Origin of the sequence: Streptomyces gamaensis (genome assembly GCF_042656465.1) — a bacterium.
In the GTDB taxonomy this organism is placed as follows: domain Bacteria; phylum Actinomycetota; class Actinomycetes; order Streptomycetales; family Streptomycetaceae; genus Streptomyces; species Streptomyces gamaensis.
Genome location: NZ_JBHSPB010000007.1, coordinates 215,372 through 238,914, shown reverse-complemented (window position 1 = coordinate 238,914; position 23,543 = coordinate 215,372). Strand labels below are relative to the sequence as shown.

At 73.3% G+C, this 23,543-nt stretch carries 13 protein-coding genes; 7 read left to right on the top strand and 6 right to left on the bottom strand.

The window, feature by feature from the left end; all coding sequences use genetic code 11:
- Positions 1-117: 117 nt before the first annotated feature.
- Positions 118-1,851: a maltose alpha-D-glucosyltransferase gene (treS, locus tag ACFP1Z_RS13995; protein ID WP_390316519.1), complete on the bottom strand. Its 1,734-nt coding sequence runs from the start codon at positions 1,849-1,851 to the stop codon at positions 118-120.
- Positions 1,848-3,848, bottom strand: coding sequence for an alpha-1,4-glucan--maltose-1-phosphate maltosyltransferase (locus ACFP1Z_RS13990; RefSeq protein WP_390316517.1), 2,001 nt, complete (start codon positions 3,846-3,848; stop codon positions 1,848-1,850). Before ACFP1Z_RS13990 ends, treS begins: the two co-directional genes overlap by 4 nt.
- A gap of 934 nt (positions 3,849-4,782) precedes the next feature.
- On the opposite strand from ACFP1Z_RS13990, the gene glgP reads away from it, so the two are divergent.
- Positions 4,783-7,413: an alpha-glucan family phosphorylase gene (gene glgP / locus ACFP1Z_RS13985; protein WP_390316515.1), complete on the top strand. Its 2,631-nt coding sequence runs from the start codon at positions 4,783-4,785 to the stop codon at positions 7,411-7,413.
- A 76-nt stretch (positions 7,414-7,489) separates the two neighbouring features.
- Here glgP and ACFP1Z_RS13980 read toward each other — a convergent pair whose 3' ends face one another.
- Entirely contained in the window at positions 7,490-9,772 is a 2,283-nt protein-coding gene (locus tag ACFP1Z_RS13980; RefSeq protein WP_390316513.1) for a M4 family metallopeptidase, read from the bottom strand.
- Positions 9,773-10,572: 800 nt separating this feature from the next.
- Here ACFP1Z_RS13980 and ACFP1Z_RS13975 point away from each other — a divergent pair.
- The 6 genes from ACFP1Z_RS13975 to ACFP1Z_RS13950 all read left to right on the top strand — a co-directional run bounded on the left by ACFP1Z_RS13975 (position 10,573) and on the right by ACFP1Z_RS13950 (position 17,157).
- A complete protein-coding gene (locus tag ACFP1Z_RS13975; RefSeq protein WP_390316511.1) occupies positions 10,573-11,763 on the top strand; it encodes a sedoheptulose 7-phosphate cyclase in 1,191 nt (396 codons plus the stop codon).
- Positions 11,760-12,536, top strand: a complete 777-nt coding sequence (locus tag ACFP1Z_RS13970; RefSeq protein ID WP_390316510.1) for an SDR family NAD(P)-dependent oxidoreductase — start codon at positions 11,760-11,762, stop codon at positions 12,534-12,536. Before ACFP1Z_RS13975 ends, ACFP1Z_RS13970 begins: the two co-directional genes overlap by 4 nt.
- 83 nt (positions 12,537-12,619) lie before the next feature.
- Positions 12,620-14,149 (top strand): GMC family oxidoreductase, encoded by a 1,530-nt coding sequence (locus ACFP1Z_RS13965; RefSeq protein ID WP_390316507.1) that lies wholly within the window; start codon positions 12,620-12,622, stop codon positions 14,147-14,149.
- On the top strand, positions 14,146-15,180 hold the full coding sequence (locus ACFP1Z_RS13960) for a Gfo/Idh/MocA family protein (protein WP_390316505.1): 1,035 nt from the start codon (positions 14,146-14,148) through the stop codon (positions 15,178-15,180). Before ACFP1Z_RS13965 ends, ACFP1Z_RS13960 begins: the two co-directional genes overlap by 4 nt.
- On the top strand, positions 15,177-16,490 hold the full coding sequence (locus ACFP1Z_RS13955) for an MFS transporter (protein WP_390316504.1): 1,314 nt from the start codon (positions 15,177-15,179) through the stop codon (positions 16,488-16,490). Before ACFP1Z_RS13960 ends, ACFP1Z_RS13955 begins: the two co-directional genes overlap by 4 nt.
- A 61-nt stretch (positions 16,491-16,551) precedes the next feature.
- Positions 16,552-17,157 carry an HAD family hydrolase gene (locus ACFP1Z_RS13950; protein ID WP_390316503.1) on the top strand — a complete coding sequence of 202 codons (606 nt, stop codon included), beginning with the start codon at positions 16,552-16,554 and terminating at the stop codon, positions 17,155-17,157.
- Between the two features lie 24 nt (positions 17,158-17,181).
- Here ACFP1Z_RS13950 and ACFP1Z_RS13945 read toward each other — a convergent pair whose 3' ends face one another.
- From ACFP1Z_RS13945 to glgX, 3 genes are read right to left on the bottom strand one after another with little or no spacing between them, the layout of a single operon-like run.
- Entirely contained in the window at positions 17,182-19,062 is a 1,881-nt protein-coding gene (locus ACFP1Z_RS13945; RefSeq protein WP_390316502.1) for an ABC transporter ATP-binding protein, read from the bottom strand.
- Positions 19,059-20,978 (bottom strand): ABC transporter ATP-binding protein, encoded by a 1,920-nt coding sequence (locus ACFP1Z_RS13940; RefSeq protein ID WP_390316500.1) that lies wholly within the window; start codon positions 20,976-20,978, stop codon positions 19,059-19,061. The genes ACFP1Z_RS13945 and ACFP1Z_RS13940 overlap by 4 nt, the downstream gene beginning before the upstream one ends.
- 48 nt (positions 20,979-21,026) lie before the next feature.
- Positions 21,027-23,390 (bottom strand): glycogen debranching protein GlgX, encoded by a 2,364-nt coding sequence (glgX, locus tag ACFP1Z_RS13935; protein WP_390316499.1) that lies wholly within the window; start codon positions 23,388-23,390, stop codon positions 21,027-21,029.
- Positions 23,391-23,543 lie beyond the last annotated feature (153 nt).

Sequence of the window (23,543 nt, the reverse complement as noted above, 5' to 3'; positions counted from 1 at the left end):
GGGTTTGGGCAAGTCTCCCGTATTGCGGTGTGGGCAGTGCGGTAATGGCCGTGTGCGGCGTGGGTACCCCGTCGTGGCCGGGGTACCCACGCCGCACCGTCGTACGTCCGGTTCCGGTCACTGTCCGGCGGGCGGCGGCGCGCCGCGGCGGAGCCGGAACCAGTAGAAGCCGTGACCGGCGAGCGTGAGCAGATAGGGCAGTTCGCCGATGGCGGGGAAGCGCACCCCGCCGATCAGCTCGACGGGATGGCGGCCGTTGTACGTCCGCAGATCCAGCTCGGTCGGCTGCGCGAAGCGCGAGAAATTGTTCACGCACAGGACCAGGTCGTCGTCCCGCTGCCCGGGCAGCCGCACTTCGCGCAGGAACGCGAGCACCGCCGGGTTGCTGGAGGGCAGTTCGGTGTACGAGCCGAGGCCGAAGGCGGGGTTCTGCTTGCGGATCTCGATCATCCGCCGGGTCCAGTGCAGCAGCGAGGACGGACTGCTCATCGCCGCCTCGACGTTGGTGACCTGGTAGCCGTAGACCGGGTCCATGATGACCGGCAGATACAGCCGGCCCGGGTCGCAGGAGGAGAAGCCCGCGTTGCGGTCGGGTGTCCACTGCATCGGGGTGCGCACCCCGTCGCGGTCGCCGAGCCAGATGTTGTCACCCATGCCGATCTCGTCGCCGTAGTAGAGGATCGGCGAGCCGGGCAGCGACAGCAGGAGCGCGGTGAACAGCTCGATCTGGTTGCGGTCGTTGTCGAGCAGCGGGGCGAGTCGGCGGCGGATGCCGATGTTGGCGCGCATGCGCGGGTCCTTGGCGTACTCCGCGTACATGTAGTCGCGTTCCTCGTCGGTGACCATCTCCAGCGTCAGCTCGTCGTGGTTGCGCAGGAAGATGCCCCACTGGCAGCCGGCCGGGATCGCCGGGGTCTTGGCGAGGATTTCCGAGACCGGGTAGCGCGACTCGCGCCGCACCGCCATGAAGATGCGCGGCATGACGGGGAAGTGGAAGGCCATGTGGCACTCGTCGCCGCCCTTTTCGTAGTCGCCGAAGTAGTCGACGACGTCCTCGGGCCACTGGTTGGCCTCGGCGAGCAGGACGGTGTCCGGGTAGTGGGCGTCGATCTCGGCCCGTACGCGCTTGAGGAAGTCGTGACTGCGCGGCAGGTTCTCGCAGTTGGTGCCCTCCTCGGCGAAGAGGTAGGGCACCGCGTCCAGCCGGAAGCCGTCGATGCCCAGGTCCAGCCAGAACCGCAGCGCGGCCAGGATCTCCTCCTGCACCGCCGGGTTCTCGTAGTTGAGGTCCGGCTGGTGGGAGAAGAAGCGGTGCCAGTAGTACTGCTTGCGGACCGGGTCGAAGGTCCAGTTCGAGGACTCGGTGTCCACGAAGATGATGCGCGCGTCCTGGTACTGCTTGTCGTCGTCGGCCCAGACGTAGTAGTCGCCGTAGGGGCCCTCGGGGTCGGAGCGGGACTGCTGGAACCACTCGTGCTGATCGCTCGTATGGTTCATGACAAAGTCGATGATGACCCGCATCCCGCGCTGATGGGCCGCGTCCACGAACTCCACGAAGTCCGCGAGGTCGCCGAACTCGGGGAGCACCGCGGTGTAGTCGGAGACGTCGTAGCCGCCGTCCCGCAGTGGCGAGGCGAAGAACGGCGGCAGCCACAGGCAGTCGACGCCCAGCCACTGCAGATAGTCCAGCTTCGCCGTCAGACCCTTCAGGTCGCCGATGCCGTCCCCGTCACTGTCCTGGAAGGAGCGGACGAGCACCTCGTAGAAGACGGCCCGCTTGAACCACTGCGGGTCCCGGTCCTTCGCGGGGGTGTCCTCGAACGTGTCGATGACGGGCTCATTGACGATCATGGTGTGGGTGACCCTCCGATCGGTGAGGACGGTCGCAGGGAGAACACGTGCGCGGGCGCGAGGGAGCGGCCCGGCTCAAGGCGCACATAGTTGTCCCTGCCCCAGTGGTAGGTCTCTCCGGTGAGCTCGTCGCGCACCGGCACGGACTCGTGCCACTCCAGGCCGAGTTCCGGCATGTCCAACGAGACCGTGGCCTCCTGGGTGTGGTGGGGGTCGAGGTTCGCGACCGTGAGCACGCACGAGCCGCCGGAGCGCTTGGAGTACACGATGACGGCGTCGTTGTCGGCGTGGTGGAAGCGCAGATTGCGCAGCTGCCGCAGCGCGGGCTGGCGGCGGCGCAGCCGGTTGAGAGCCGTGACCAGCGGGGCGATGCCGCGCCCCGCCCGCTCGGCCGCCGCCCAGTCGCGCGGCCGCAACTGGTACTTCTCCGAGTCCAGGTACTCCTCGCTGCCCTCGCGCACCGGGGTGTTCTCGCACAGCTCGTAGCCCGCGTACATGCCCCAGGACGGCGAGAGCGTCGCCGCGAGCACGGCGCGCACCTCGAAGGCCGGCCTGCCGCCGTGCTGCAGAAAGGCGTGCAGGATGTCAGGGGTGTTGACGAAGAGGTTCGGGCGCATGCAGGCGGCCGACTCGCGCGAGAGCTCGGTGAGGTAGTCGGTGAGCTCCTGCTTGCTGTTGCGCCAGGTGAAATACGTGTAGGACTGCTGGAATCCGACGGCGCCGAGCGTGCGCATCATCGCGGGACGGGTGAACGCCTCGGCGAGGAAGACGACATCGGGGTCGGTGCGGTTGATCTCCGCGATGACCTTCTCCCAGAAGGCCACCGGCTTGGTGTGCGGATTGTCGACGCGGAAGATCCGCACGCCGTGCCCCATCCACAGGCGCAGCAGCCGCAGGGTCTCCCGGACGATGCCCGTGAAGTCCGCGTCGAACGACAGGGGATAGATGTCCTGGTACTTCTTCGGCGGGTTCTCCGCGTAGGCGATCGAGCCGTCCGCGCGGTGGCGGAACCACTGCGGGTACTTCTCCACCCAGGGGTGGTCGGGCGAGCACTGCAGGGCGAAGTCGAGCGCGACCTCCATCCGCAGCTCGCGGGCGCGCGCCACGAAGTGGTCGAAGTCCTCGAAGGTGCCCAGGTCCGGGTGGATCGCGTCGTGCCCGCCGGCGGCCGAGCCGATCGCCCAGGGGCAGCCGACGTCGTACGGGCCCGCCGCGAGCGCGTTGTTGGGGCCCTTGCGGTAGGAGTGGCCGATGGGGTGCACCGGCGGGAGGTAGACGACGTCGAAGCCCATCGCCGCGACGGCCGGGAGCCGTTCCGCCGCGGTGCGCAGCGTGCCGCTCACCGGCGGCCGCCCCTCCGCCACGACCGCCCCCTCCGAGCGCGGGAACAGCTCGTACCACGCGCCGTACAGGGCCCGTTCGCGCTCGACGAGCACCGGCATCGGCCGGCTCGCGGTCACCAGCTCGCGCAGCGGATACCGGCCCAGTACGGCCCGTACCTCCTCGGTGAGCGCCGCCGCGAGCCGCCGCTCGTACGGGCGGGAGGCGTCCCGCAGCGCGTCGGCGGCCGCGAGCACACTCTCGCGGCCCGCGCGCTTGGGCACCTCGGCGGCGGCCCGCTCGTGCAGCAGCGCGCCTTCCTCCAGGACCAGTTCGCACTCCGCGGCGTCGCCGAGCGGGATCTTGATGCCGGCGTCGTGGCGCCAGGTCGCCACCGGATCGCTCCACGCCTCCACCGCGTACGTCCAGCGGCCCCGGCCCGTGCACACGACCTCGGCGCCCCAGCGGTCGGTGCCGGGCGCGAGCTCCCGCATCGGGGTCCACGGGCCGCAGCGGCCCGCGGGGTCGCGCAGCACCACATTGGCGCCGAGCGCCTCGTGGCCCTCGCGGAAGACCGTGGCGCTCACCTCGAAGGGCTCGCCGACCACCGCCTTGACCGGCCTGCGGCCGCAGTCCACGGCCGGGCCGAGGTCGAGCACGGGGATGCGACCGATCATGAAATCACCTGAGGAGTCCGGGAGTTTGGCGGATGCGACGGATCCGGCGGATGCCGCGGGTGCTGTTCTTTCTATCCGGTCCGTCGGCGGTCGGCTGGCTGCGGGCATGACGGCTCCTGGCCGCGTTCACTCGGGTGGATGCGGAAGGGATGCGGAGGAGTTCGGGCCGTGGTCACGAGGAGGGGTCGGATGCGGGCGTACGGACGACTGGCGGAGCGCGCGCGGGGTGTCCGCCGGCGGGTGCCGCCGGACACCGGGTGAGCTTTCCCACCGGCCCCGGCCCGGCATGCCCGCACCGCCGGAGCTACCGGTGCGTAGTTCCCGTGGCACCCGGTGAGGAGGACGGCGGGCACTCCGTCACTCGTACGAAGTCTCCTCGTTGGGCCGATCGTGTGCAATGCGCGAAAAGGGGGTAACCGGCGCCCAGATGGGGGAATGGCGGTCCGCCCGCGCCGTCGAAGTCCGTAGCGGCTTCCGGCCGCCACGAGGGGCGCCGTAGGCGGTGCGTAGTTCCGCATCGGCCGGTCGTATCAGGCACGGGGCGGCGCCCGGCGGAGGCCCGTTGCGCAGTGTCCAGCATATGGACGCGTGGCGCGCCGCGGGAGCGGGCCCCCGGCCACGGCCGGGCGCTCGGGCAAGATCCGGCGGGCGGGGGAAGCGGAATGCGCCACGCGCGGAGCGGCGTCCGGAAGCGGAATCGCCCGTGGTCGAACAATGGGCTGGGCCGACCCACGTGCGAGTGAATCCGGGCGGGCGGCAGAGGCGGCCGCACCGGGTCAACTGAGGGCATCCCAGGAGCAGTTCACGCCCGTCCCGCTCCTGCTGCCGCGTCCTGCCCGCCCCCGAGGGCCCTGCGGCCACGGCCCTCGCACGCCACGGGCCGTTGCGCGCAAGGGGCACGAAGGAGCGGCGTCGCGCCGCTACCTTCGTGAGGGTGAAGGCCATTCGTCGTTTCAGTGTGCGCCCCGTCCTTCCGGAGTCCCTACGACCGCTCAGCGAACTGGCGCGCAATCTGCGCTGGTCCTGGCACCCCGAGACCCGAGAGCTGTTCCAGTCCGTCGACCCCGAGGGCTGGCGGGCCGCCGGCGGCGACCCGATGCGGCTCCTCGGCTCCGTGCCCGCCGCCCGGCTGGCCGCCCTCGCCGAGGACCGCCGCTTCAAGCGGCGGCTGGCCGCCGCCGCCGACGACCTGCACGACTACCTCACCGGCCGGCGCTGGTACCAGGAGCAGCCCCCCGGCCTGCCCGCCGCGATCGCCTACTTCTCGCCCGAGTTCGGCATCACCGCCGCCCTGCCGCAGTACAGCGGGGGCCTGGGCATCCTCGCCGGGGACCACCTGAAGTCCGCCAGCGACCTCGGCGTCCCCCTGATCGGCGTCGGACTGCTCTACCGCCACGGCTACTTCCGGCAGTCCCTCTCCCGCGAGGGCTGGCAGCAGGAGCACTACCCCCTGCTCGACCCCAACGAGCTGCCGCTGACGATGCTGCGCGAGGCCGACGGCTCCCCCAGCCGCGTCGTCCTCGCCCTGCCCGGCGGCCGCTCGCTGTTCGCCTACGTCTGGCAGGCCCGGGTGGGCCGGGTCCCGCTGCTGCTGCTCGACTCCGACGTGGAGGAGAACGCGCCCGGCGAACGCGAGGTCACCGACCGGCTCTACGGGGGCGGCGGCGAGCACCGGCTGCTCCAGGAGATGCTGCTGGGCATCGGCGGGGTACGGGCCGTCCGTACGTACTGCCGGCTCACCGGCCACCCCGAGCCCGAGGTCTTCCACACCAACGAGGGCCACGCCGGCTTCCTCGGCCTGGAGCGCATCCGCGAACTCGTCGACGCCGGCGCGGACTTCGACTCCGCGCTGGAGCGCGCGCGGGCGGGCGCCGTCTTCACCACGCACACCCCCGTGCCCGCCGGAATCGACCGCTTCGAACGCGAGCTCGTCGCCCGCCACTTCGGGCCCGGCGGCGAGCTGCCCGGCATCGAGGTCGAGCGCGTCCTCGACCTCGGCCTGGAGAACTACCCCGGCGGCGAGCCCGCCTTGTTCAACATGGCCGTCATGGGCCTGCGCCTGGCCCAGCGCGCCAACGGCGTCTCCACCCTCCACGGGCAGGTCAGCCGGCAGATGTTCGCCGGGCTGTGGCCGGGCTTCGACCCCGAGGAGGTGCCCATCGCCTCCGTCACCAACGGCGTCCACGCCCCCACCTGGGTCGCCCCCGAGGTCCTGCGGCTCGGCGCCCGGCAGATCGGGCAGAGCCGCGCCGAGGACGCCCTGACCGTCGGCGGCTCCCAGCGCTGGGACGCCGTCGCCGACATCCCCGAGGCCGACATCTGGGAGCTGCGCCGCACCCTGCGCGAGCAGCTCGTGGAGGAGGTCCGCACCCGGCTGCGCGCCTCCTGGCGCGAGCGCGGCGCCGGGGCCGCCGAACTCGGCTGGATCGAGACGGCCCTGGACCCCGACGTGCTCACCATCGGCTTCGCCCGCCGCGTGCCCTCCTACAAGCGCCTGACCCTCATGCTCCGCGACCGCGAACGGCTCACCCGGCTGCTGCTGCACCCCGAGCGGCCCGTGCAGATCGTCGTCGCGGGCAAGGCCCACCCGGCGGACGACAGCGGCAAACGCCTGGTGCAGGAGCTCGTGCGGTTCGCCGACGACCCGCGCGTGCGCCACCGCCTGGTCTTCCTGCCCGACTACGGCATGGCGATGGCCCAGAAGCTCTACCCCGGCTGCGACGTGTGGCTGAACAACCCGCTGCGCCCGCTGGAGGCGTGCGGCACCTCCGGGATGAAGGCCGCCCTCAACGGCTGTCTCAACCTCTCGGTCCTGGACGGCTGGTGGGACGAGTGGTTCGAGCCCGACTTCGGCTGGGCGATCCCCACCGCCGACGGCACCGCCACCACCGACGACAACCGCCGCGACGACCTGGAGGCCGCGGCCCTCTACGGGCTGCTGGAGGAGCGGGTGGCCCCCGCCTTCTACGACCGCAGCGCGGGCGGACTGCCGGGCCGCTGGATCGAGATGGTGCGCCGCACCCTGACCACCCTGGGCCCGAAGGTGCTCGCCGGGCGCATGGTGCGCGAGTACGTGGAGCGGCTGTACACGCCCGCGGCCGAGGCCCAGCGGGCCCTGGACGCGGACGCGGCCCGGGAGCTGGCCGTCTGGAAGGCCCGGGTGCGCGACGCCTGGCACGCGGTCGCCGTCGACCACGTCGAGGCGGTCTCCGACACCGGCGTCAACGGCACCGCCGAGCTGGGCTCGACGGTCTCGCTGCGGGTCAGCGTCACGCTCGGCACCCTGGACCCGTCCGACGTCGAGGTGCAGGCGGTGGCCGGCCGCGTCGACCCCACCGACCGCCTCAGCCGCACCAGTACCTTCCCGCTCAAGCCCGCCGGTGCCGCCGCGCTCGACGGGCGGCGCATCTACGAGGGCCCGCTGACCCTGGACCGCACCGGGCCGTTCGGCTACACCGTGCGCATCCTGCCCGCGCACCCGCTGCTGGCCGGGGGCGCCGAGATGGGGCTGGTCGCGCTGCCCCCCGAGGCGACCGGCGAGAACGCCGGGGTGCTGCTGCGCTGACGCCGCGCGCGTGAGGGCGCCGTCCGGGGGAGGCGGACTCACCCCGGACGGCGCCCGGTCCGTGGCCGGCGGGACGTCAGAAGGAGAGCCGCCAGCGGTCGAGGGTGCCGGTGTCACCGGCGTAGAGGTCCTTCACCTGGAGCTTCCAGGTGCCGCTCGCGGCGGTGCCGGAGGCGTCCACGGTGTAGGTCGCCCTGACGTCGGCGGCCGAGTCCCAGGGGTCGGCGCTCTTGAGCCGCCAGGTCTTCCTGCCGTCGGGGGCGACGAGGTCGATCTGGAGGTCACCGCGGTAGGTGTGCCGGATGGTCACGTCGACCTTCAGTGCCGCCGGGGCGTTGCCGCTGCGGGTGACGGTGATCGGCGAGGTGACCGCGGGGCCGGCGTCCGGGATGGCCACCGGGGTGGTGTTCTCGAAGACGCTGCCGCCGCTGTCGGTGCCGACGGTCCACTTGAAGGTGATGGTGCCGGTCCTGCCGGAGGCGTCCTTGACCGTCACGGTCACGGTGCTGGCGCCGGTGGCCGTCGGGGTGCCGGAGATCAGCCCGGTCCTCGCGTCGATCGCGAGGCCCGCGGGCAGCCCGGTCGCGGAGTAGCTGAGCGCGGCGCCGTTCGGGCTGCTGGCCTTGATCTGCAGCGAGACGGCCGTGTTGACGATCGAGGTCTGGTCGCCGGGGCCGGTGACCTCGACGCCGGAGGAGAGCCGGCTGCCGACGTTGACGGCCGCCCAGGCGTTGCCGACCGCGTTGTAGGTGTCGCTGCCGACGCCGAACAGCTGGCCCGCGGCCCACAGCGTCGAGGTGCGCGCGTCGGCGTAGTCCGTGTTGGACTTCATCTTCTCGGAGAGCGCCTTGTACCAGATCTTCGCGGCGTTGTCCCGGCCTATGCCGGTGACCGGCTGCCCGTCGGAAGTGGGGCTGTCGTAGTGGAACTTGCCGATGTCCTTCGGCCCGCTGCCCTCGGACAGCAGGTAGAAGAAGTGGTTGGCGACACCGGACGAGTAGTGCACGTCCTTGTTGCCCACACCGCTGTACCAGGAGTCGGCGCTGCGGCCGTCCTTGCTGGGTTTGTCCATGTACCGCAGCGGAGTGCCGTTGCCGTTGATGTCGATCTGCTGGCCGATGAAGTAGTTCCCCGGCACGTTGGGGTTGTTGGCCCAGAACTCCACCGACTTGCCGAAGATGTCGGAGGTGCCCTCGTTGAGTCCGCCGGACTCCCCGCTGTAGGTGAGGTTCGCGGTCGCGGAGGTGACGCCGTGCGTCATCTCGTGCCCGGCCACGTCCAGCGCGGTCAGCGGTTTGGCGTTGTTCTCGCCGTCGCCGTAGGTCATGCAGAAGCAGCCGTCGTCCCAGAAGGCGTTGACGTAGGCGTAGCTGTAGTGGACCCGGCTGTAGGCGCCCACGCCGTCGCCGCGGATCCCCGAGCGGCCGTGGACGTTCTTGTAGTAGTCCCAGGTGACCTGCGCGCCGTAGTGCGCGTCGGCGGCGGCGGTGTTCGGGTCGTTGTTGGTGCCGTCGCCGAAGGTGTCGTTGGGGCTGGTGACCAGGGTGCCCTGGCCGGAGGTGCCGCCGCCCAGGGTGTAGGTCTTGTGCCCGCCGCGCGTGGGGTCGTTGAGCTCGTACGAGCCTGAGGTGCCGAGGGTGACCTGGCCGCTGTACATGGTGTTGCCGGTGCCGGTCTTGATGCCCTGGTACTCGAAGAGCTTCTCGCCGGTGTTCGCGTCCGTGATCACGTGCAGTTGGTTGGGCGTGCCGTCGTCCTGCAGCCCGCCGACGACCGTCTCGTAGGCGAGGGTGGGCCGGCCGTCGGCCGCCCAGATCACCTTGCGCGGCGCGACGTCGGCCGCGCCGGCCTGCGAGCCCTGGGCCTTCGCGGACTTCACGGCCGCCCGCTCGGCGGCGGCGGGAGCCAGCTTCGGGGTGGTCGAGGCCACCGCGATGCGGGCCTTGGTGGCCTTGGTGACGCCCTTGACCTGGCCGCCCTTCGCGGCCTCGACCACGAGGTCGCCGCCGAGGACGGGCAGTCCGTCGTAGCTGCGCTCGTAACGGGTGTGCGTGGCGCCGTTGTTGTCCTTGACGACGTCCTTGACGACCAGTTTCTCCTTCGGGCCCAGGCCCAGGGAGCGCGCGGTGTCCGCCGTCGTGGCGTTCGCGGCGCGCAGCAGCTCCGCGCGCTGCGAGGGGGAGAGCTTCGCGGGCTGGGCGCCGGGGTCGGGCTGGACGATCCTCTGCCCGCCCGCGCGGGCACCGGCCGCCTCGGGCCGGGCGGTGGCGGAGGTGGACTGCACTCCGACGGCGAGCAGCGCGGTCACGGCGACCAGGGCGCCGGTGGCGACCGCGCGGTGGTGGGGGGTGGGTCTCACGCTGGACTCCTTCTGCGGTGGCCGCTGTTCGGTGGGTGCGGCCGGGGGCAGCCGGACGGCGGTCGTTCGCGTCCGGCGGACAAAGGCAGTGCAGGTGGAAAGGGCGGTACGGGTGCACAAGGCGGTGCGGGTGGAGCGCGTCCCGCGCGGCGGTCCGGCGGTCCTGTCGGGCGGCCGGGGCCGGGAGCGGGAGGAGGGGCCGGGGGTGTGCGGGAGCCGGCCGGCTGCGCGGGGCAGGGGCCGGTGGGGTGCCGGCGGTCGGGCCGTCGGCGGCCGATGGACTGCCGGCGCGCGCCGGCGGGGCCGGCGGACGCCGGGGCTCCGGCGGTGGTGCCGTGGGGAACCGTTGCGCCGGTGGAGGGAAGAGTGCCATCGACGGCATGTACGTGTCAGGAGTGCGACAACAAGTTGGCCGGAATCCGTCCGTTGACGAAAGAGCGTGGTCCGCATAGCGGTGCATGTCACCCGGTGCCCGCGGTGCGGCACGCAGTGTCATGGCGATACCGGGTCCGACCGGAATCGGTCCGTGAAAACGCTCACACGCACCCGCCGTCCGGGCCCGTGTACACGCCAACGGCCGGTGTGCCGCGTCCCTTTATCGTCTCTTTTCGCGGGCATTCCGGACTCCTGAACTCCCTTGCTCCGCCGTGGCCCGCGGCGTAGCGTTCCCGAAGATCTTGATCGCGCAGGGCGGCGCCCCCGGACACCACGGGATCCGGGCGTGGAGCACCGCAGTTCGCGGACACCGTGCTCGACGCACGCGCCGTCCCTCGCGTGTGCGAAGGGCGGGAACGAACAGCATGGTCACCTCCTCCCGGCACGGCCGGAGTTGGCGTTTACGCAGTGAGCAGATCGTCGAGTACGAGATAGTCGACGCCCCCGGTCTGCTGGACCCCGACAACCCGGCGCTCGCCTCCGTCCCCGGCACGGCAGGCCGCTCCGGCACCCGGGTGGTCGTCCTGGACGACGCCGTCGAGGCCCTCTACGGCGAGCGGATCCGTACCTACTTCGACCAACGGGACGTGCCTGTCGCCTACTTGGTCCTGCCGGGCTCGGAGGAGAACAAGACCGTCGAGCGCGCCCTCGACGTGGTCGACAAGCTCAACGCCGTCGGCACCAACCGGCTCAGCACACCCCCGCTCGTCATCGGCGGCGGGGTCGTCGCGGACGTCGTCGGCCTCGCGGCGAGCCTGTACCGGCGCGGCATCCCCAGCGTCCGCGTCCCCACCACGCTCCTGGCCCAGGTCGACGTCGGCGTCGCCGCCAAGACCGGGGTCAACTACGGGGGTTACCGCAACCGGCTGGGCAGCTACAGCCCGCCCCCGCTCACCCTGATCGACCGGGAGTTCCTCGCCACCGTTCCCGAACGGCAGCTGCGCAACGGCATGGGCGAGATCTTCAAGATGGCCCTGATCAAGGACCGGCGGCTGTTCGACCTGCTCGCCGAGTACGGCGCGGGGCTCGTCGAAGCCCGCTTCCAGGACCCCGGACCGGGCCAGGACGGCGTCCCCGGCACCGTCGCCGACGAGGTGATCGGCCGGGCCATCGCCGGCATGGCCGAGGAACTGGAACCCAACCTCTGGGAGAAGAACCTGCGGCGCAGCGTGGACTACGGGCACTCCTTCTCCCCCCTGGTGGAGATGCGCGCGCTGCCCGAGCTGCTGCACGGCGAGGCCGTCGCGATGGACTGCGTGTTCTCCGCGGTCGTCGCCACCGGACGGGGCCTGCTCGACGCGGCCGACTTCACCACCGTCGTCGAGGTGGCCGGCCGGCTGGGCCTGGCCCCCGCGCACCCCCTGTTCTGCGACGCCGACCTGGTCCTCGAAGCGCTCGCGGACACCGTCCGCCACCGCGACGGCCGGCAGAACCTGCCCATGCTCACCGCGATCGGCGAGGTCTGCTTCCTCGACGACGTGACCGAGGCCGAGATCAAGCAGGCCTGCGCCACGATGGCCGACCTGCTCGACGCGCGGCCGGCGGACGCCCGGTGACCGGGGCCACCGGCACGCCCGGTCAGCCGCGCGGGCGCAGCGTCGTCGTCACCGGGGCCACGGCCGGCATCGGACGCGCGGCGGCCGCCGCCTTCGCGGAGGCCGGAATGCGCGTGGTCCTGGCCGGCCGGGACCGCACGCGCGGCGAACGGGCCGCGCGGGAGATCCGCGCCGACGGCGGCGAAGCCGCCTTCGTGCGCTGCGACATCACCGACCCCGACCAGGTCGAGGCCCTCTTCGCCCGCGCCGTCGAGCTGTACGGCCGCCTCGACTGCGCCTTCAACAACGCCGGCGTCCCCGGCGACGGCCGGCTGGTGGACCTCTCCCCGGAGGACTTCGACCGGACCTTCGCCGTCAACTCCCGGGGACTGTGGCTGTGTCTGCGGCAGGAGCTGCGGCTGATGGCCGCCCAGGGCCACGGCAGCATCGTCAACAACACCTCCGTGCACGGCCTGCGCACCGTCTTCCCCGGCATCGGCGCCTACGTGGCCTCCAAGCACGCCGCCGTGGCCCTGACCCGCGTCGCCGCCGTCGAGCACGCCCGGGACGGCGTCCGCGTCAACGCCCTGGCCCCCGGCCCGATCGAGACCGAGATGCTCGCCGCCTCCGAGGCGGCCGTCGGCGGGGCCACCACCTGGCGCGGACTCATCCCCTCCGGGGAGATCGGCACCCCCCGGCAGGTGGCCGACGTGGCGCTGTGGCTGTTCTCGCCGGCCTCCTCCTACGTCAACGGGCAGACGATCGGCGTCGACGGCGGCTTCCTGGCGACGTGACGCCCCCGCCCGCGCGGCACCGCCCCGCGCGCCCGCGCCGTGACGCCCCTCCTCCCGCCCCCGCGCACACCCTAGGAACCCGCATGCACCCTGACGCCGCCTACGACTTCGTCGTCGTCGGTGCCGGAGCCGCCGGCAGCGTCCTCGCCGCCCGGCTCAGCGAACACCCCGACCGCAGCGTCCTGCTCGTCGAGGCGGGCCCGGCCGACCACGACCCGCGCATCGCCCGGCCCGCCTCCTGGCCCTTCCTGCTCGGCGGTGAACTCGACTGGCGCTACCGCACCGTCCCGCAGCCCGCCCTCGCCGGCCGCCGCCTCCACTGGCCCCGGGGCCGGGTCGTCGGCGGCTCCGCGGCGATCAACGCCATGGTCCATGTCCTCGGCGCGCCCGGCGACTTCGACGCCTGGACCCCGTGGGGCGGGGACCTGTGGGACTTCGCGCACCTGGAGCCGTACCTGCGGCGCATCGAGGGCCCGGCGGACTCCGCCGGATACGGCCGGATCCCCGTCGCCGACAACACCGCCCCGCACCCGTTCGCCGCCGCCTTCCTCGCGGCCGCCCAGAAGTACGGGCTGCCCGGCAACCCGGACTTCAACACCGGCGGCCAGGAAGGCGTCGGACTGTACCGGACCACCCGCACCGCGGACTCCCCGGACGCCCCCGCCCGCCGCGGCAACACCGCCCACACCCATCTGCGCCCGGCCCTCGACCGGCCCAACCTGACCCTCCTGACCGACGCCACCGTCCACGGCGTCCTGCTGGAGGGCGGCCGGGCCGCCGGCGTACGGATCCGGCGCGGCACGGAGGTCACCACCGTCCGCTGCACGGCCGAAGTCGTCCTGTGCGGCGGCAGCGTGGCCGCCCCGCAGCTGCTCCAGCTCAGCGGCATCGGCCCGGCCGACGAACTCGCCGCACTCGGCATCGCGCCGGCCGTCCATCTGCCGGGAGTCGGCGCCAACCTGCACGACCACATCCAGGTGTCGCTCGCCCACGACACCGCCGAGGGCCACCCCGTCGCCGACTTCTCCAACCTCGGTGAGGCAGGCGGCTTCCACACCCTGCACGAGCACTCGCCGGCCCCCGACATCCAGTTCTCCTTCGCCCCCATGAAGGACCTCAACAACGGCTCCCGGCTCGGCCACGGCTTCACCCTCGGCCCCGGCCTGACCCGGCCGCGCAGCCGCGGCCGGCTCACCCTCGCCTCCGCCGACCCCGAGGCCCACCCCCTGATCGACCCCGCCTACCTCAGCGACCCGGCGGACCTCGACGACCTCGTGGAAGGCGTGCGCATCGCCCGCGACATCGCCGCCACCGACCCGCTGGCCTCCCTGGCCACCAGCACCCCGCTCGCCCCCCGGGCCGGCCGGCACGAGATCGAGACGTTCGTACGGCAGCACGCGCAGACCCAGTTCCACCCCGTCGGCACCTGCCGGATCGGCCAGGACACCGACCCGCTCGCGGTGGTCGACCCCCGGCTGCGGGTCAGGGGAGTCGCGGGCCTGCGCGTCGCGGACGCCTCCGTCATCCCCAGCATGATCACCGGAAACATCCACGCGGCCGTCGTGGCCATCGCCGAGCGGGCCGCCGACTTCCTCGCGGAGGACCACGCATGACCGAGCAGACCACGCGAACCCTGCGCTGGGGCGTACTGGGAGCCACCTCCTACATCGCCGGCCACCTCATGCCCGCCATCGCCGCGACCCCCGGCTGCGCGCTGACCGCCGTGGCCTCCCGCCCCCACCGCAGGGCCCAAGCCGAGGCCGCCGCACGGCCGTTCGGCGCCACGGCCCACGCGGACTACGCCGCCCTCGTCGCCGACCCGGGCATCGACGCCGTCTACATCGCCCTGCCCAACACCGACCACGTCGAGTGGACCGTCAGGGCCCTGGAGGCCGGCAAGCACGTCCTGGTCGAGAAGCCCATGGCCATGGACGAGGAGGGCTGCGCCCGCGTCGAGCAGGCGGCCCGCGCCGCCTCGCGCACCGTCATGGAGGCGTTCATGTACCGCTTCCACCCGCAGCAGCGGCGCGCCGCCGAGATTCTCGCCTCCGGGGAGATCGGTGAACTGCGCGTCGTCCGCGCCTCGTTCGCCTTCGCGATCGGGACCGGCAGCGGCAACATCCGCCTCGAACCCTCCCTCGGCGGCGGCGCCACCTGGGACGTCGGCCCCTACGCGATCGACGCGCCCATGCTCTTCTTCGGACAGGCCCCCCAGGAGGTCTCCGCCCGCTTCAGCAGCCGCCCCGGCCTCACGGTCGACACCAGCGCCGTCGCCACCATGGACTTCGGCGACGGCCGCGCCGCCGTGGTCGACTACAGCATCGACTACGGGCCGCGAGCCGCCTACGAACTCCAGGGCACGCACGGCACCTTGTCGGTCCGCAACGCCTGGGCGATGAGCGGGGAGGACGGGCACCTCACCGTCCTGACCGCCGACGGCGTCCGCGAGGAGACGGTGCCCGCCGCCGACCACTACCAGGAGCAGGTGGCCGCCTTCGCCCGGGCCGTCCGCGACGGCGGCAGTACGGCCGTCACCCTCACCGACTCGCGGCGCGCCGCCCGGGTCGGGGCGGCCCTGGCCGCCTCGGCCGCCTCCCAGGGCCGTCCGGTCACCACGGCGGACAGTCCGAAGACCCCGCGATGATCTCCCCCCGCGTCCTGCGCGCGTTCACCGTCTCCCTCGCCTCGGTCGGCGGCCTGATGTTCGGCTACGGCACGGGCGTGATGGCCGGAGTGCTGCCGATGGTGGCCGGCACCTACCGGCTGTCGTCCTGGAGCCAGGGCGCGGCCGTCTCGGCGGCCCTCGTGGGGGCGGCACTGACCGCCCCCACCAGCGGACGGCTGGCCGACCGCCTCGGCCGCCGCCCGGTCATCGCGGCGGCCGCCGCCGTCTACATCGCGGGAACGGCCGGCTCGGCGCTGGCGACCGGCCCCGCCGCACTGGTGGCCGGGCGCTTCCTCGTCGGACTCGCCCTGGGCGCCACGTCCTTCGCCGTACCGCTGTACATCTCCGAGATCGCGCCGCCCGCCCGCCGCGGCGCCATGGTCACCCTCAACCAGCTCATGATCACCATCGGGCTGCTGCTCGCGTACGTCGTCGCCTACGCCCTGGAGCCCGGCGGACAGTGGCGGACCGTCCTGGGCCTGGGCGCCCTGCCGGCCCTGGCCCTGCTGGCCGGCATGCCCGCCGTCCCCGAGTCCCCGGACTGGCTGCGGGCCCGCGGCCGCACGGCACGCGCGCAGGACGCGGCACACCGCCTGGGCATCGAACTGCCCCCGGTGCCCGGTGACTTCGCGCCCGCCCCCGCCCCCGGGCTGCGCCGCGCCTGCCGGCTGGCCGGATCCCGGTGGGTGGCGCTGGGCCTGGCCATCGCGGTCCTGGTGCATCTGACCGGGCTCAACACGGCCATCTACTACGCGCCCACGATCCTGGCCGCCAGCGGACTGACCGCCAGCGGCGGCATCGCCGGGTCCGTGCTCGTCGGCCTGTGCAACGTCCTCGCCACCGTCGTCACGATCGTCTTCCTCGACCGCTGGGGGCGGCGCCCGCTGATGCTGGGCGGCCTGGCCGTCATGGCCGTGGCCGCCGCGGCGATCGCCGTCGCGCAGCACACCGGGGCGCAGGGCACGGCCACCGCGCTGCTGCTGTGCGTCTTCATCACCGCGGGCGCCGTCGGCCCCGCCGCCGTGTTCTGGGTGTACATCGCGGAGATCTACCCCGTGGACGTGCGCGGGGCGCTGATGAGCCTGGCCACGGGGGCGCACTGGGGCGCGGACTTCGTCGTGGCCACCACCTTCCTCCCCCTGGTCCAGGAGCTGTCCCTGGCCGGCGCGTTCACCCTCTACGCCGCGATCACCCTCGCCTCCGCGCTCGCCCTGGGCCGCTGGATGCCGGAGACCCGGGGGCGGCAGCTCGCCACGGCGGCCCCGGACGCCCCACCGCTCTCACCCTGACCCGCCCGACACCCGTACCAGCCTCGTACCAGCGAAGATCCCGGACAAGCAAAGGCCGTTCATGCACCCCGACCTCGCCCCCCGTACCGCCGCCTGCCTGCTGTTCGACTGGGACGGCACGCTCGTCGACACCCAGTACGCCAACTACCGGGCCATGGCGGCGACTCTGGCCACCGAGGGCATCACCCTCGAACAGGAGTGGTTCGACGCCCGGACCGGCACGTCCTCCGCCGAGATGATCCGCACGCTGCGGGACGAGCGGAACGCGGCGCTCAGCCGGCCCGTCGACGACCTCGTCGCCGAGCGTGACGCCCTCTTCCTCAAGGAGGCCCACACCATCCGCCCCCTCGCGCCGGTGCACGCCGTCGTCGAGGCCATGCGCGGCCGGCTGCCCATGGCCGTCGCCTCCGGCGGAGCCCGCCACGTCATCGAGGCCACCCTGCGCCACCAGCCGTTCCACGACGCCTTCTCGGCCATGGTCACCCGCGACGACGTCGAGCGCGGCAAGCCCGCCCCCGACATCTTCCTGGCCGCCGCCGACGCCCTGGGCGCCCACCCCTCCCGCTGCCTGGTCTACGAGGACAGCGACGAGGGCGTCGCCGCCGCCCGTGCCGCGGGCATGGCCGTGATCGACGTACGCCCGTACACCCGGGGCGACGGGCGGTAGGACGGGCCGGGCGGTGCGGGCCGTTCACACCAGGCTCTCCCGCCACGTCCGGTGCAGGTCCGCGAAGCGGCCCGTGCCGGCGGTGAGTTCGGCGGGGGTGCCGTCCTCCACCACCCGGCCGTCCGCCATCACCAGGACCCGGTCGGCGATCTCCACCGTCGACAGGCGGTGCGCGACCACCAGGGCCGTACGGCCGCGCAGCACCGTGCGCATCGCCCGCTGCACCGCCTGTTCGCCGGGGATGTCCAGGGAGGAGGTGGCCTCGTCGAGGATGAGGACCGCCGGATCGGCCAGCAGGGCCCGCGCGAAGGCGACGAGCTGCCGCTGCCCGGCGGAGATCCGGCCGCCGCGCTTGCGTACATCGGTGTCGTAGCCGTCCGGCAGGGCCGTGATGAACTCGTGCGCGCCGATCGCCCTCGCCGCCTGCTCGATCTCGGCGCGGCTCGCGCCGGGCCGGCCGATCGCGATGTTCTCCGCGACCGTGCCGGAGAACAGGAAGGCCTCCTGCGTCACCATGACCACCCCGCGCCGCAGCTCCGCCGCCGACAACTCGCCCAGCGGCACTCCGTCGAGGAGCACCCGGCCCTCCACCGGGTCGTAGAAGCGGGCCAGCAGCTTGGCGAGCGTGGACTTCCCCGCGCCCGTCGAACCGACGACCGCGACGGTCTGTCCGGCCCGCAGCGTCAGATCGAAGCGGGGCAGCACCTCGGCGCCCGACCGGTAGGCGAAGCTCACCCCCTCGAAGACGACCTCGCGGCCGGGGGAGCCCGCCGGCCGCTCCGGCAGCGGTCTGGGGTGCTCGGGCTCGGGCACGGACGGGCGCCGCGCCAGCAGACCCGCGATCTTCTCCAGCGAAGCGGCCGCGGACTGGTAGGAGTTGAGGAACATCCCCAGCCGGTCCACCGGGTCGTACAGCCGCCGCAGATACAGCACCGAGGCCGCGAGCACCCCCAGTTCCAGCTCGCCGTCCGCGACCCGGCGGGCGCCCCACAGCACCACCGTGGCGAGCACGGCGGCGGCCACCAGCCGGGAGAGGACCACATAGCGGGCCATCTCCAGGGTGACGTCCCCGTTGGCCCTGCGGTGGCGGGCGTTGAGCTCCGCGAAGTGCGCGGCGTTGGCGCGTTCGCGGCGGAACGCCTGCACGGGCCGGATCCCGTTCATGGTCTCGGTGAACTTCACGATGACCGCCGCGATCGCCGTCGACCGGGCCCGGTAGGCGATCAGGGAACGCCGTTGGTAGGAGCGCACGAGCAGATACAGCGGCACCAGCGACAGCACGGCCGCGCCGCCCGTGCTCGCGTCGAGCCACAGCAGGGTGCCGCCGATGTACACCACCGACAGGCCGATGCCGACGAGCTCCTGCAGCCCGTCGTTGAGCAGCTCGCGGATCGACTCGACGTCCGTGGTCGCGCGGGAGATCAGCCGGCCCGAGGTGTAGCGCTCGTGGAAGTCGATGCTCAGCCGCTGCGCGTGATGGAAGATCCGGCTGCGCAGCTCCAGCAGGACGTCCTGGCCGATGCGCGCCGAGAGCCGCACGAACGCCAGCTGCAGCAGCCCGGAGGCCAGCGCGCACCCGGCGTAGGCCACGGCGACGGCGACGAGCGGACCGTGGTCGCCGGCGCGCGTCGCGGGGACGGCGCGGTCGATCGCGTACGCCACGAGCAGCGGGCCCGCCTGCACGGCGGCCTGCTGCAACAGCACCAGCACGACCGCGAGCCGGACCCGCCACCGCGACGGCGCCAGCAGCGCGCGCAGCAGCGCGCGGGGCGCCCCCTCGGGGACGGCCAGCAGATCGGCGCCGACGGCGTCCTCACCGGGCCCGGACGCGGGGTGCGGGCCCGGGGGAGCGCCGCCGGGGCGCCGGCCGTCGGCCTTCGACCGGCCGCTCACGCTCGTGCTCATCGCGCCTTCCCTCCCCGCCCGGCGCCGGCGGGCCCGTCCCCGCCGCGGCCGGTCATGAGCGCCGCGTACTCCCCGCTGGTGCGCAGGAGTTCGTGATGGGTGCCCACCGCGGTGACGCGCCCGCGCGAGAGCAGGGCCACGCGGTCGGCGAGCAGCACCGTGGACGGGCGGTGGGCGACGACGAGTGCCGTCGTGGTCGCCAGGACCTCCCGCAGCGCCGCCTCCACCAGTGCCTCGGTGTGCACGTCCAGCGCCGACAGCGGGTCGTCGAGGACGAGGAAGCGCGGGCGCCCGACGACCGCGCGCGCCAGCGCCAGCCGCTGCCGCTGGCCGCCGGAGAGACTCAGCCCCTGCTCACCGACCTGGGTACGGTGCCCCTCGGGCAGCTCGTGCACGAAGTCGGCCTGCGCGATGCGCAACGCCCTCATCAGATCGGCCTCTTCGGCGCCCTCCGCGCCCATGAGCACGTTCTCGCCCGCCGTGGCCGAGAACAGCGTCGGCTCCTCGAAGGCCACGGACACCAGCTCCCGCAGCCGTTCGCGCGGCAGCGCCGCGATGTCCTGGCCGTCGAGGCTGATCCGCCCGGCGGTCGGCTCGTACAGCCGGGGGACGAGCGCGGTCAGCGTGGTCTTCCCACTGCCGGTGGGCCCGACGAGGGCCATCGTCTCCCCGGGCCTGATGTGCAGATCGACCCCCCGCAGCACGGGTTCGGCTCCCGCCGGGGATCCGGGGTAACGGAACTCGACACCTTCCAGGAGCAGCCCGGCACGGGTGCCCTTCCGGGCAGGGGCACGGGAGCCGCAGGAGCCGGGCGCGGCGGCGCGGACACCCGTCCGGGCGGGGGCACTTGTGCCCTCCACGGGTCCGGTGCTTGTCCCGGTGCCCGCCCCCGCGCGCGTACCGGCCGCCGTCGGCAGCGGCTCGTCCAGTACCTCGAAGAAGCGGTCCGTCGCCGTCGCCGCGTCCTGCGTGATGGCGAGGAGGAAGCCGATCGACTCCACCGGCCAGCGCAGGGCGAGCGCTGTCGACAGGAAGGCCACCAGCGTGCCCGCCGACAGCCCGCCGTCCGCGACCTGGAGGACGCCCAGGACCAGCGCGGTGCCGATGACCAGCTCCGGCAGGGTCATCACCAGCGCCCACAGCATGCCCAGCAGCCGCGCCTTGCGCAGCTCGATGCCGCGCAGCTCCCCGGAGAGCGCCGAGAACTCCCGCCGGCGGCCCCGGTGCCGGCCGAACCCCTTGATGACGCGGATGCCGAGGACGCTCTCCTCGATCACCGTGGTCAGATCGCCGGCGCGGTCCTGCGCGGTGCGCGCCAGGCGGGAGTAGCTGTTCTCGAAGAACCAGCACAGGACGATCAGCGGGGCGACGGGCGCCAGCAGCAGCAGCCCCAGCGTCCACCGCTGCGCGAGCAGGATCGCGAAACCCGCCGTGATCGTCACGCCGTTGACGATCAGGAAGGTCAGCGGGAACGCGAGGAAGATCCGCACCAGGGTCAGGTCGTTGGTGCCGCGCGAGAGCAACTGCCCGGAGGGCCAGCGGTCGTGGAAGACGACGGGCAGCCGCTGCAGGTGCCCGTACAGCGCGGCGCGCATGTCCGCCTCGACGCGCGCCAGCGGGCGCGCCACGATCACGCGCCGCAGCATGAACAGCGTCGCCTCGGCCACCCCGAGGCCGAACACCACGGCTCCGCCCAGCCACACCCCGCGCGGATCGCGGCCCGCCACCGGGCCGTCCACGAGCCACTTGAGCGCGAGCGGGATGACCAGGCTCGTGCACGAGCCGAGCACGGCCGTCAGCGCGGCGGCCGCGAGTCTGCCGCGCACGGGCCGTACGTAGGGCCACAGGCGCAGCAACGACCGCACAGCGGACCGGGGTTGGGCCCTCTCGGGGGCGCGCGTGGACGTATTCATCATGAGTGAGACTACGGTTCACCACTGACACCGCTCACGCGGATTTCGCGGCTACGACCCCTGCGGGGCATCCTCGTGCACCACGCGCCACAGCATCACCGAACGGGCCCGGACGAGCACCGGCAGGCCCGCCGCACGGCGCGTTCCGGGGGCCGCGCGCTGGTCCTCCAGGGAGGTGTCGACGAGGAGTTCGTAGGCGTCCGCCCAGGGCCGTCCCGGCAGCAGGAAGCGCAGCGGCCGTTCCCCCGTGTGCAGGACGGCCAGGAAGCTGTCGTCCAGGACGGCCTCGCCCCGTGGCCCGCGCCCGGGGACGTCCCGGCCGGAGAGGTACATCCCCAGGGCGGAGGCGGGCGCGTACCAGTCGTCCCGCGTCATCTCCGTGCCGCGCGGCGTGAACCATGCCAGGTCCCGCAGCCCGTCAGGACCGTGTGCGCTGCCGGAGAAGAAGGCGCGGCTGCGCAGCACGGGGTGCGCGCGGCGCAGTGCCAGCAGCCGGGCGGCCAGGTCGGCGAGCGCCCGCCAGCCGGGCTGCTCCAGCAGTGACCAGTCGATCCAGCCGGTCTCGTTGTCCTGGCAGTAGGCGTTGTTGTTGCCGCCCTGGGTGCGGCCCATCTCGTCGCCCGCGACCAGCATGGGCACGCCCGTGGACAGCAGCAGTGTCGTCAGCAGGCTGCGTAACTGCCGCCGCCGCAGCGCCAGTACGTCCGCGTCGGCCGTCTCGCCCTCGGCGCCGCAGTTCCACGAGCGGTTGTCGTTCGTGCCGTCCCGGTTGCCCTCGCCGTTGGCCTCGTTGTGCTTGCGTTCGTAGCTGACCAGGTCCCGGAGTGTGTAACCGTCGTGCGCGGTCACGAAGTTGACGGAGGCGTACGGGCGGCGGCCGCCCCACGCGTACAGGTCGCTGGAGCCCGACAGCCGGTAGCCCAGCTCCCGCAGGTCCGGCAGGGCGCCGCGCCAGAAGTCGCGCACCGCGTCGCGGTAGCGGTCGTTCCACTCCGTCCACAGCGGCGGGAAGGCACCCACCTGATAGCCGCCCGCGCCCACGTCCCACGGCTCGGCGATGAGCTTGACGCGGCGCAGCACCGGGTCCTGCGCGATGACGGTGAGGAAGGGCGAGAGCATGTCGACGTCGTGCGGGGAGCGCGCGAGCGCGGCCGCCAGGTCGAAGCGGAAGCCGTCGACCCCCATCTCCGTCACCCAGTAGCGCAGCGAATCGGTGATCAGCCGCAGCACGTTGGGCTGGACGACGTGCAGGGTGTTGCCGCAGCCGGTGCAGTCGGCGTAGCGGCGGGCGTCGGGCTGCAACCGGTAGTAGCGGCGGTTGTCGATGCCGCGCAGCGAGAGCGTGGGGCCGAACTCGCCGCCCTCCGCCGTGTGGTTGTAGACCACGTCGAGGATGACCTCGATGCCGGCGGCGTGCAGCGCGCGCACCATCCGCCGGAACTCGCCGACCTGGGCGCCACGCGTGCCGGTGGCCGCGTAGCCGCAGTGCGGCGCGAAGTAGCCGATGGAGTTGTAGCCCCAGAAGTTGCGCAGCCCGCGCCGCAGCAGATGGTCCTCGTGCGCGAACTGGTGCACCGGCAGCAGTTCCACGGCCGTCACCCCCAGCCGCCGCAGATGCTCGACGGCCGCCGGGTGCGCCAGGCCCGCGTACGTGCCGCGCAGCCGCTCGGGTATCCGCGGGTGGCGCATCGTGAAGCCGCGCACGTGCAGTTCGTAGACCACTGTGTCGGCCCAGGGGGTGCGGGGGCGGTGGTCGTCCGCGCGGTCGTCCCCGTCGGCGACGACGACGCCCTTGGGTACGAAGGGGGCCGAGTCGCGCTCGTCGCGCACGGTGTCCGCGACGCGCTGGTCCGGCCAGTCGCGGACGTGCCCGTACACCTCGGGCGGCAGCGTGAACTCCCCCTCGACCGCCCGCGCGTACGGGTCCAGCAGCAGCTTGGCCGGGTTCCAGCGGGCGCCCGTCCAGGGGTCCCAGCGGCCGTGCACGCGGTAGCCGTAGCGCTGGCCGGGGCGTATCCCGGGGACGAAGCCGTGCCACACCTCGTGCGTCAACTCGCGCAATGGACAGCGGGTTTCCCTCTGGCGGGTGAGGGGCGCGCCGGGCGGGGCGTCGGGGTCGTCGTCGAAGAGGCACAGCTCCACGGCCTCCGCGCCCCCGGCCCACAGCGCGAAGTTCACCCCCGCGACCCCGTCCGCCGTGGTGCGGCAGTGCGCGCCCAGCGGTTCGGGGCCGCCGGGCCACACGGGCGGCGGGTCCGCCCGGGGCGCGGGGTGCCGCTGCCCGTTGGCGCGGGGCCCTGGGCGCTGCGCCGCGTCCGTACGGCCGCTGCCTGGGCCCTGCCCCGTACGCGCCGGGGCACCCCCGGGCGCCCCGGCGCCCTCCCGCCCGGCGTCCTGCTGGGATGCGCTCGACACGTTCTCGCCTCCGGCGGCTCGACCGGCGCGCCGGGCACCCGGCTTCCCGAACCGGGCCGCGGCGGTGCGTCCTTGCCCCCAGTTCTGCCCAGAACCCGCTGTGCGCTCACACGTACGACACGGCGCGGCGGGGGAGCGGCGTCGGTCCCGTAC

Excerpts from the sequence above, each read along its gene's own strand:
- ACFP1Z_RS13945 (WP_390316502.1), bottom strand. The coding sequence starts at position 19,062 with ATGAGCACGAGCGTGAGCGGCCGGTCGAAGGCCGACGGCCGGCGCCCC.
- ACFP1Z_RS13965 (WP_390316507.1), top strand. The coding sequence starts at position 12,620 with ATGCACCCTGACGCCGCCTACGACTTCGTCGTCGTCGGTGCCGGAGCC.
- treS (WP_390316519.1), bottom strand. The coding sequence starts at position 1,851 with ATGATCGTCAATGAGCCCGTCATCGACACGTTCGAGGACACCCCCGCG.
- ACFP1Z_RS13975 (WP_390316511.1), top strand. The coding sequence starts at position 10,573 with ATGGTCACCTCCTCCCGGCACGGCCGGAGTTGGCGTTTACGCAGTGAG.
- ACFP1Z_RS13950 (WP_390316503.1), top strand. The coding sequence starts at position 16,552 with ATGCACCCCGACCTCGCCCCCCGTACCGCCGCCTGCCTGCTGTTCGAC.
- ACFP1Z_RS13955 (WP_390316504.1), top strand. The coding sequence starts at position 15,177 with ATGATCTCCCCCCGCGTCCTGCGCGCGTTCACCGTCTCCCTCGCCTCG.
- ACFP1Z_RS13990 (WP_390316517.1), bottom strand. The coding sequence starts at position 3,848 with ATGATCGGTCGCATCCCCGTGCTCGACCTCGGCCCGGCCGTGGACTGC.
- ACFP1Z_RS13960 (WP_390316505.1), top strand. The coding sequence starts at position 14,146 with ATGACCGAGCAGACCACGCGAACCCTGCGCTGGGGCGTACTGGGAGCC.
- ACFP1Z_RS13940 (WP_390316500.1), bottom strand. The coding sequence starts at position 20,978 with ATGATGAATACGTCCACGCGCGCCCCCGAGAGGGCCCAACCCCGGTCC.